Source organism: Catenibacterium sp. (assembly GCF_052354645.1).
Lineage (GTDB): Bacteria > Bacillota_I > Bacilli_A > Erysipelotrichales > Coprobacillaceae > Catenibacterium > Catenibacterium mitsuoka_A.
Genome location: NZ_DAWDDM010000097.1, coordinates 1 through 6,956 on the forward strand (window position 1 = coordinate 1; position 6,956 = coordinate 6,956).

Below are 6,956 nucleotides of genomic sequence, written 5' to 3' on the forward strand. Positions count from 1 at the left end.
ATATCAATCTTCTTAAACGGATGCGTAAGCATCCTAGAAGCCTTGACTTCAAATATAGAGTATTAAGTCGAGGTAGTTCACCTCTCAAGCTAAGCAATCTCTATACACTTACAGTAAATAATCATAAAGTAACTGTAATAAATCAGACAGAACGTGTAGGGACTATTAAAGAATATCAGTCTATGAAGCTATTGATTGATTCTAGTAGTGTAGAAGTATTTATAAATGGTGGAAAACTTGTCTTTACAGATAGAGTTTATTTTAAAGACACACCAGTGCTTTCACTTAATAAAAAGATGACTTATAGAATCACAACATTAAGTAAATGATATTTCCAAGGGGGAAAAAACATATATGAAAAAAATAGAATTTAAGTCTATGTTGGTGTCTATTATTCTTGTATTAATTATTTATTATTTTTATACACCAGCGTTAAATATTCATGCGATAGAATTTTGGATATTTATTATTGTCGCATTATGTATTTATGGTGCTTCTACTTCTTATAGCACATTACTTGGTAAGAAATTTAAACCTGAAAAGGTAGGTTATTTAGGTGCTGCAGTAGCATTGATTGTGGCAGGTGTTTTAGTGACTGATTTATTCACAAGTAAGGTCTTCCATGCATCACGTTATGCAAGTCGTATAGAAGTAGAAAACGTAAAGTTCAATAATAAGACATTACATGAAGTAGATTTCTCTAAGACACCTATTATTGACCGTAAGAGTACTGTAAAGCTTGGAGACAAGGTAATGGGTGAGATTCCAGAATATGTCTCTCAGTTTGAAGTAAGTGATGATTATACACAGATTTCTTATAAGAATAGTGTCTATCGTGTCACTCCACTTGAATATGCAAGTTTCTTTAAATATCTTACTAATAGTAAGAATGGTATTCCTGCTTATATTACAGTGAATTCTACTAATGGTAAGGCAGAAATCGTTAAGTTAAAGGATTTAGGTTTGGATGGTATGAAATATGTACCTTCTGCCATTCTTAATCATAATTTAAATCGTAAACTACAATTATCTTACCCTACATCCATCTTTGGTTCTCCTTCATTTGAAGTAGATGAAAAAGGACATCCTTGGTATGTATGTACAACATATACTTACTTTGGTGTAGGTAATAAGAAGAAGGTGACTGGTGCTGTCCTCTTTGATCCAATTACTGGTAAATCTAAGAAATATGATAAAGACAAAGTACCTAAATGGGTGGATCGTGTATATCCAGAAGAACTCATTATGACTGAAATAGATGAAAACGGAAGCTTACAGGATGGATTCTTTAACTCTGTCTTAGGGCAGAAGAATGTGACAGTCACATCTGAAGGTTACAACTATTTAGAAAAAGATGGCGATATCTGGATCTATAGTGGCATTACTTCAGCCAATAAAGATTCATCTAACTTAGGCTTTGTATTATCTAATTTACGTACTCATCAAACTTTACGTTTCTCTTGTTCTGGGGCAAATGAAAAAGCCGCAATGAAATCTGCAGAAGGTGAAGTTAAGAACTATGGTTATGATGCCACATTCCCATTGTTAGTGAATGTAGGTGGTCATCCTGTTTATTTGATTTCACTTAAAGATAGTGGAGGACTTATTAAACAGTATGCGATGGTAGATGCGAAAGACTATCAGAAGGTCTCTGTTTATTCTGCAGATTCAGTTAAGAATCTAGAACTCCTTAAGAAGGGTTTCCTTTCTTCTCAGACAATTACAGAAGAGTCTGATGCCGAAACTAAGAAGAAGGATATCACAATCGCAAATGTACAAATTCTTAATGTAGATGGTAAATCTAAGCTATTTATCGTGGATACAGAAGGTAAGAAATACAAAGCAGTTATTACTTCAGAAAATGAAAACACACTTGCTTTTTTAAAAGCAGGTGAAACAATTCATATTCGTTATATTGAAATGAATGATGTAAATGTGATTAAGAATGTAGGTGAATAAATTGAAAAGAATCATGAAGATTTTCACAGTTACTTTAGTATGTTTATCATTATGTGGATGTTCTTATTTCAAATCTAAGCTCAATGACATTAAAGGTAGTTTAATTGGGAATGGCTATACAATTGACACATATGATAATTATGGTAATAAAGTATTTGAAACAAAAGGTCAGAAGATCAAGATTACAGGTAATAAAGTAAAAGAAGTCTCTTATAGCTCAGATGGTAGTGTCAATGAAGGATATAGTCTTTCTTCAGTCATTACGATCACAATTGATGGGAATGAAATAGAAAGCTGTGGAGATACATGTATCTTTGAACAGAAGGGATTAGATGCAGAAGTAGACTTTACTAAGAAGCATATCAATAGTACTGCAGATGGCATTACAGCCAATACAGCTATCGCAAATTACTTAAATAAGTATAAGAACTTGTTTGGTAAAAGAAGAGTCGTAGTCGTTAAGTCTCAATTAGGTCAGCCTATTAAGGCATATCAGGGTGATGATGTATATTGGGAAATTCCTGAAAACCTTCCTAAGATGACTAAACTCATGATTGATGGTAAAGCACTTTACATTCATCGTGCAAACTTCCAGATTATTGATTCAGATTGTTTAAAAGAAGAGTAGCTTGTCTACTCTTTTTTAGTTGACTATGAACTTTACTTTAGGGTTAAAATAGTATTATGGAGGATATGTTTATGGAGAAATCAAAAGTATATTTTACAGACTTTCGTACACGTGTTGGTGTGAGTTTAACTGAAAAGTTACAGCGTTTAATTAAGAAAGCAGGAATCACAGATATTGATATGGATGGTAAGTTTGTAGCTATCAAGATGCATTTTGGTGAATTAGGTAACCTATCTTATTTACGTCCTAATTATGCGAAAGCAGTCGCAGATGTCGTTAAGGAATGTGGAGGAAAACCATTTTTAACAGATTGTAATACTTTATATCCTGGTTCTAGAAAGAACGCTTTAGAACATTTAGATTGTGCAAATATCAATGGTTTTAATACAATCACTACAGGGTGTCAGATTATTATTGGTGATGGTTTAAGAGGAACAGATGATATTACAGTACCTGTAAGAAATGGTAAATATTGTAAAGAAGCCTATATAGGTCGTGCAGTCATGGGTGCGGATATCTTTATCAGTTTAACTCATTTTAAAGGACATGAATCTACAGGCTTTGGTGGTGCGATTAAGAATATTGGTATGGGCTGTGGAAGCCGTGCTGGTAAGATGCAGCAGCATAATTCAGGCAAACCAATTGTACATGATGACTTATGTAGAGGATGTCGTCGCTGTGCTAAAGAATGTGGCAGTGATGCAATCACTTATGAAAATGGAAAAGCAGTCATCAATCAGGATATCTGTAAAGGATGTGGCAGATGCATTGGGGCCTGCGCATTTGATGCGATTGAAAATCAGAACTGGGATGCTAATGAAATACTTGGTAGAAAGATGGCTGAATATTCGCAGGCAGTATGTGATGGAAGACCAACATTCCATATTAGTCTTGTAAGAGATATCTCACCTAACTGTGATTGTCATGGTGAAAACGATGCACCTATCTTACCAGATGTTGGTATCTTTGCGTCATTTGATCCTGTTGCCTTAGATCAAGCATGTGTAGATGCATGCTTACATGCAACACCTATGCCTAATAGTCAGTTATCTGATAATTTAGCTGATCCACATTGGCATCACCATCATGATAACTTCCTAGATTCAAATCCTAATGTTAGATGGAAAGAAACATTAGAACATGCAGAAAAGATTGGTTTAGGTACAAGAGAATACGAACTTATTCAAATGAAATAATAAAAAAGAAGAATTGAAATAACTCAATTCTTCTTTTCATCTGTTTGTTTACGATATTGTGTGGGTGAACAATGATAAGTCTTACTGAACTTTTTAGAAAAGGCCAGAGCATCAATAAAGCCCACACTGGCTGCAATTGTAGATACAGGGAGATTTGTACTCTGTAACAAGCCTGCAGCCTTTTTTAATTTAATTGAAAGCAGATATTGTTTAGGTGAAATATCAAATTTCTGATGAAATAATCGTGTCATATAATTTGCATGAATACCAAACTTATCCGCAATCTCACTCATTTTAAGGTTATATTGATAATTCAAATCCAAATAAAGACGAATTTCTTCGGCAAGTGAATATTTCACATTATTATTGAAATGGATATTTAACTCTTCATATAACATTGCGAAAATATGAAGAAGTATACTATTTGATTCAAAATATTCAGCATCTGTATTAAAGGATAAATCTAATAGACGTTCAATCTGTTTATAATATTGATTCACAGCAACATTATGAATAATGTATTGATCATGTGTATCTTTTGTAAGGGAATAAAAATATTGTTCCGCATTAATACCTAAGAAATTGACCCATCCATATTTCCATGGATGGTTTTTATCTGCTTGATAGGTAGCCACCTTATTGGCAGGAATGAGGAAAATATCTCCTGTCTTGACATCAAAGGAATGTTCATTAATAGTCAGTTGTCCTTTTCCAGAGAAGACAAAATGCATCACATAATAAGATCTTACAATAGGTCCATAGGTATATTCACTTTTACATTGTTCTATTCCAGCACTGTATAAAGACAAATCCGTATTGGCTTTATAGGTTTTACTGTGAATACGTTCTTTATATTCTTTCATATGATCCCCTAAGTTAGTTTTTTCCATATATTCGTTATGTATTTCTATTCTTATTATATTCTTGACGTTGTTTAATGTAAATAAAGTGAGGGTTATGTATGAAAAATAGAAAACAAGCATATCATATAGAAACAGAAAAAGGGTTAATCAATGACCCAAATGGGCTTTCCTATTTTAAAGGAAAGTATTATGTCTTTTTCCAATGGAATCCTAATACGACAGACCACTCTTATAAAGTATGGGGGAAAACAACCTCTCAAGACCTTATTCATTGGAGTGAGCCTATTATCGCATTACAAGCTTCAGAAGCTTATGACAAGGATGGGACGTATTCAGGAAGTGCAGTCAGTGATGGTGAGACACTATTTCTTTATTATACGGGAAATGTGAAGAGAGAAGGCGTAAGATATCCTGAACAATGTCTTGCACAATCAAAGGATGGTGTTCATTTTAAGAAATATGGTTCTGTACTCTCTCTTCCTGATGATTATACAGGTCATTTTAGAGATCCTAAAGTGACTAAGGAGGATGTCTGGAAAATGATTATTGGAGGACAGAATAAGAAGACTGGAAAAGGAGATATTAGTCAATATACATCAATAGATGGAACCTCTTTTAAGTTTAATAAAATCATTGGAATATCTAAACAGTATGAAATGATAGAATGTCCTGACTTATTTACACTTGATGCTCATGAAGTATTAATTTATGGCTTGCAGTCAAGAAATAATGATACGGATGAATGTCTTGATGCACACGCTGTTTATTTAATAGATACATTGAGTGATTTAGATAAAGGACTGCATATGGATGAAGGGTATGATTTTTATGCACCACAAACATTTGTGGATGCTCAAGGAAGACGTATTATGCTTGCCTGGATGTCACGTTTTAGTGATGCGCAAGAAGTAGAATTCGCTAAGGATGGACATATTCATTGTTTAACAATGCCTCGTGAATTATCTGTAAAAAAAGGAAAATTGATACAGTTACCTGTAAGGGAGATGTATGAATTATGCCATGAAATTCCTTATACGAATCATATGAAAATACAAAGACAGGCGATGATAGAAATCAGTCCCTTGGAACATATATCTTTTTCAATCAATAAGGAATTAAGCATTCACTTTAATGAAGGCATAAGTATTGAACGCTATGATTGGGCAGAACAGAAATATCAAAAGAAATCATGGCCTATAAAAATCAATCATATGGAAATATGGCTGGATACATCAAGTGTAGAAATATTTGCGAATAACGGAGAGTTTGTTTATTCTGCACGTCTTGATCCACAGGCTGAAGACTTACTTCTTGCAAGTAGTAAAGAATCACAAAATATCAACGTATACAGATTGGAGATTTAAAATGATTACAATAAATAATAGTATAATTCATCTTAGAAATACACATATTAGTTATATATTAGAAGTATTAGACCAAAAGTACATTTTACAAAGATATATAGGGAAACCACTTCGTCATTATCATAAAAGTCCAATGACTTACTACAAACGCGGCTACAATACTGAACATGATGTCAGTATCGAAAATGCATCTTTTGATGATCTTCCTTTTCTCTATCCACAATTAGGTCATGGAGATTATCGTATACCTGCCATTGAAGTAGAAGCACACCATCAACGTTATTGTGAATTATTGTTGAAGGAAGTGCATGTACTAGATGAAAAGAAGACTCTTTCAGGATTACCCTCACTTAAAAGTCATGGCAGAAGTGAGACACTAGAAGTAGTCTATGAAGATAAGCATATTGGCTTAGAAGTTAGTCAATATATCACTATTTATGAGGATTTAGGCGTTCTTTCATTTACAGCTTCTTTTAGAAGCTGTAAAGAAGATCTTATTCTTTATAATACACAATCTGTTTCTTTAGAACTTCCATCACAGGATTATCAAGTGATGACAATGTATGGCTTACATGCAAAAGAAGGTAATATTCAGCTATCTGCACTTAATACAGGTATATTTCAAATAGAAAGTACAAGAGGCAGCAGTAGTCCGCAAATGCATCCATTTGCGGCATTAATATCAGGTTCTGATATATATGCAATGCATTTTATATATAGTGGAAATTATTGTTGCAAGATACAAAAGGATTCATTTGGAAAAGTTCGTATGCAGATGGGTTTACATCCTTCTATGAATAATTGGCACTTACATAAGGGAGAAGAATTCTATACACCTGAAGTTGTCGTGAATTATAGTAGTACAGGTTTAGAAGGGATGAGAATGAATTTCCATGAACTCTATCGTCATCACTTATTACCACTATCACTGGAATTACCTCCTATA

Annotated in this window: 7 protein-coding genes; 6 read left to right on the forward strand and 1 reads right to left on the reverse strand. The window is 33.5% G+C overall.

All coding sequences use genetic code 11. From position 1 onward, the window contains the following. The 4 genes from ACT8VG_RS05680 to ACT8VG_RS05695 form a co-directional block, all read left to right on the forward strand. A partial coding sequence (locus ACT8VG_RS05680) for a GH32 C-terminal domain-containing protein (protein WP_440253969.1) occupies positions 1 to 329 on the forward strand: 329 nt, incomplete at its 5' end. 25 nt (positions 330 to 354) lie between these two features. Then, positions 355 to 1,959: a hypothetical protein gene (locus tag ACT8VG_RS05685; protein ID WP_444195379.1), complete on the forward strand. Its 1,605-nt coding sequence runs from the start codon at positions 355 to 357 to the stop codon at positions 1,957 to 1,959. 1 nt (position 1,960) lies between these two features. Then, the gene (locus tag ACT8VG_RS05690; protein WP_278242878.1) at positions 1,961 to 2,587 is read left to right on the forward strand and encodes a DUF5052 family protein; all 627 of its coding nucleotides are present in this window, start codon (positions 1,961 to 1,963) and stop codon (positions 2,585 to 2,587) included. 71 nt (positions 2,588 to 2,658) lie between these two features. Beyond that, positions 2,659 to 3,783 carry a DUF362 domain-containing protein gene (locus tag ACT8VG_RS05695; protein ID WP_444195380.1) on the forward strand — a complete coding sequence of 375 codons (1,125 nt, stop codon included), beginning with the start codon at positions 2,659 to 2,661 and terminating at the stop codon, positions 3,781 to 3,783. Between the two features lie 23 nt (positions 3,784 to 3,806). Here ACT8VG_RS05695 and ACT8VG_RS05700 read toward each other — a convergent pair whose 3' ends face one another. Then, positions 3,807 to 4,646 (reverse strand): AraC family transcriptional regulator, encoded by an 840-nt coding sequence (locus ACT8VG_RS05700; protein WP_440251436.1) that lies wholly within the window; start codon positions 4,644 to 4,646, stop codon positions 3,807 to 3,809. Between the two features lie 98 nt (positions 4,647 to 4,744). Here ACT8VG_RS05700 and ACT8VG_RS05705 point away from each other — a divergent pair, with 98 nt between their 5' ends. Together ACT8VG_RS05705 and ACT8VG_RS05710 are read left to right on the forward strand one after the other, a co-directional pair. Next, a complete protein-coding gene (locus tag ACT8VG_RS05705) occupies positions 4,745 to 6,010 on the forward strand; it encodes a glycoside hydrolase family 32 protein (protein ID WP_444195381.1) in 1,266 nt (421 codons plus the stop codon). A 1-nt stretch (position 6,011) separates the two neighbouring features. After that, positions 6,012 to 6,956 (forward strand): glycoside hydrolase family 36 N-terminal domain-containing protein (locus tag ACT8VG_RS05710; RefSeq protein ID WP_444195382.1); only part of this gene is annotated, 945 nt, incomplete at its 3' end.

Bases quoted from the DNA above. Each gene is read 5' to 3' on its own strand.
- ACT8VG_RS05700 (WP_440251436.1), bottom strand. From the start codon at position 4,646: ATGAAAGAATATAAAGAACGTATTCACAGTAAAACCTATAAAGCCAAT.
- ACT8VG_RS05705 (WP_444195381.1), top strand. From the start codon at position 4,745: ATGAAAAATAGAAAACAAGCATATCATATAGAAACAGAAAAAGGGTTA.
- ACT8VG_RS05685 (WP_444195379.1), top strand. From the start codon at position 355: ATGAAAAAAATAGAATTTAAGTCTATGTTGGTGTCTATTATTCTTGTA.
- ACT8VG_RS05695 (WP_444195380.1), top strand. From the start codon at position 2,659: ATGGAGAAATCAAAAGTATATTTTACAGACTTTCGTACACGTGTTGGT.